The sequence below is a fragment of the Desulfovibrio sp. 1214_IL3152 genome, from assembly GCF_036763055.1.
Lineage (GTDB): Bacteria > Desulfobacterota > Desulfovibrionia > Desulfovibrionales > Desulfovibrionaceae > Desulfovibrio.
This window is the reverse complement of the sequence record NZ_JBAIYW010000174.1, coordinates 1-2398: the sequence shown is the minus strand read 5'-3', so window position 1 is coordinate 2398 and position 2398 is coordinate 1. Positions and strand designations below refer to the sequence as shown.

Here is a 2398-nt window from a genome sequence, read left to right as displayed (position 1 = left end):
CGTTCCCGCCCGACGCGTCGGGCGAACCCGCTTCCGTTCCTGCGGTTTCCGGCGCACGGCCTCCGGCCACGCCTGATGAGGACGAGGAGGAAGAAGAAGACGGCCCGGACAAACCTATGGGGCTTATGGATCACCTTGGCGAACTGCGCATGCGCCTTGTGCGCTGCTGTATCGCCGTGATCGTGGGATTTTTTGCCTGCTGGGCCGTGGTGGATCCCATCTTTGACGTGCTGGTCAACCCCCTTCTGGCCGTTTTGCCCAAGGGCTCGCACGCCATCTACACCACCCTGCCCGAAGGTTTTTTCACCCGCATGCACATTGCCTTTGTGGCGGGTGTTTTTCTGTCCAGCCCGGTGATTTTCTATCAGGTATGGTCGTTCATCGCCCCGGGTCTGTATGAAGAAGAAAAGAAGTACATCATACCCATTGCGGTGATGTCGGCCCTGTTCTTCGTCTGCGGCGGAGCGTTCTGCTACTTTGTGGTCTTTCCCTACGCCTTCAGTTTCTTTGTAAGTTTTGCCACCGAAGAAATCGTGGCCATGCCCAAGGTGAGCGACTACCTGAGCTTTGTGCTCAAGCTCATTCTGGCTTTCGGCATTATCTTTGAAATGCCGCTTTTTGCCTTTTTCCTCGCGCGCATGGGCCTTGTGACCGCGGCCATGATGCGGCAGGTGCGGCGCTATGCGATTTTGGGCATCTTTATTGTGGCGGCCATTCTTACGCCGCCCGATGTGGTTTCACAGCTGCTCATGGCCTGCCCCATGCTTATTCTGTATGAAATAAGCATCTGGGTGGCGGCAGCCTTTGGACGCAAGCCCAAAAATGAAAATGCCGATGACGACGGGCAGGAAAAAACAAACGCCGCCAATGCCGCTGAAGCGGAAGGCAAAACCGCCAACGCCTCGGAGGACGCATGACCACCGCCCCGCGCATTTCCACGCAGGCGCGCACCAGCGCCGAAACCGACATCCGTCTTGAACTGAACCTGGATGGTCAGGGCAAAACAGACATCGCAACCGGATTCGGCCTGCTGGACCACATGCTTACCCTCACGTTTTTCTGGGCAGGCATGGATCTGACCCTTGTTTGCAGGGGCGACATGCAGGTGGACGCGCACCATACGGCTGAGGACGTGGGCATGACCCTTGGCAAGGCCCTGCTTGAGGCACTGGGCGACAGGGCGGGCATCGCCCGCGTTGGCTACGGCCGCGTACCCATGGACGAAGCCCTTGCTGAAGTTACCGTTGATCTTTCCGGCCGCCCCTGGCTTGAGTGGCGAGGCGACGAAATGTTGCCTCCCGTGCTCGCCGGGGAGGAAAAAGACCTTTGGCGTGAATACTATAAAGCCCTTGCCAGCGGCGCGCGCTGCAATCTGCATGTGGACATGCGCTACGGCAAAAACGGGCATCACTTGCTGGAATCCGCCGCCAAAGGACTGGGCCTTGCTCTGGCCCAGGCAGTGCGCCGGAACGGCACAACCATACGCAGCACCAAGGGAGGTCTTGATTAATGCATAACCGCCTGAATATACTGCTTCTTATTATACTGAGTCTTGTCATGGTTCTGGGCGCGTGCAGCAAGCGCCCGCGCAGTACCGCCGACGTGCCGCGCAACCTTTCCGGCACCTACACCATTACCGTGGCTCCCTTCACCCAGCCCGTCAATGCCAGCCAGCTTATCATGGGGCGCATTCCCGAAGATCAGGGGCGCATTCCCGAAGATATGCTCACCGCGCTGGATATGCGTCTGCGTCATGTGCTGACCACCCAGACCAACAGGCAGTACAAGTTCATCGGCCAGCGCAGCCTGCCCCAGAACACGACCTCGTTTCACAGTTCGGAACAGCCGCAGGCCCTGCCCCTGTGGATAGCCTACGGCAAAAAGCAGGGGGCGCAGTTGCTGCTCATCCCTCAGGTGCTGGACTGGCATGAGCGCGAAGGCTCCAAAGCAGGCGTCACCCAGTCGGCCCACGTGCGGGTGGAATTTTTCCTGCTGCGCGTGGACACCGGCAGTGTAATGGACCGCTCTGTCTTTGAGGAAAAACAGGCCGGACTTGCGGAAAATCTGCTCAATGTGGGTTCCTTCCTCAAGCGTAAGGGCCAGTGGGTCACCGCCGAGGATCTGACCGTGGACGGCATGAGCAAGGCAGTAAAGGACTTGGGTTTATGATTATTTTTCCCGCTGTTGATATCCAGAACGGCAAGGCCGTACGTCTCAAGCAGGGTCGTGCCCACGAAAGCACGGTTTTTGCCGAAAATCCCGTAGATGCCGCCAGCGCCTGGGAAAAGGCAGGAGCGCGCTGGCTGCATGTGGTTGATCTGGACGGCGCTTTTGACGGCGCGGCCCAAAGCCGCCACATTGTGCGCGACATCTGCGCGGCCCTTGCCATTCCCGTGCA

4 protein-coding genes are annotated in these 2398 nt (G+C 58.8%); all 4 read left to right on the top strand.

Annotation, left to right across the window (positions count from 1 at the left end):
• The first annotated feature begins 116 nt into the window (after nucleotides 1-116).
• Complete coding sequence (gene tatC, locus V6C07_RS03650) at nucleotides 117-917, top strand: twin-arginine translocase subunit TatC (RefSeq protein ID WP_442886201.1); 801 nt, start codon at nucleotides 117-119, stop codon at nucleotides 915-917.
• Nucleotides 914-1510, top strand: coding sequence for an imidazoleglycerol-phosphate dehydratase (locus V6C07_RS03645; protein ID WP_333535014.1), 597 nt, complete (start codon nucleotides 914-916; stop codon nucleotides 1508-1510). The genes tatC and V6C07_RS03645 overlap by 4 nt, the downstream gene beginning before the upstream one ends.
• The gene (locus tag V6C07_RS03640) at nucleotides 1510-2169 is read left to right on the top strand and encodes a hypothetical protein (RefSeq protein ID WP_333535013.1); all 660 of its coding nucleotides are present in this window, start codon (nucleotides 1510-1512) and stop codon (nucleotides 2167-2169) included. The genes V6C07_RS03645 and V6C07_RS03640 overlap by 1 nt, the downstream gene beginning before the upstream one ends.
• A partial coding sequence (locus V6C07_RS03635) for a HisA/HisF-related TIM barrel protein (protein ID WP_333535012.1) occupies nucleotides 2166-2398 on the top strand: 233 nt, incomplete at its 3' end. The genes V6C07_RS03640 and V6C07_RS03635, both read left to right, overlap by 4 nt.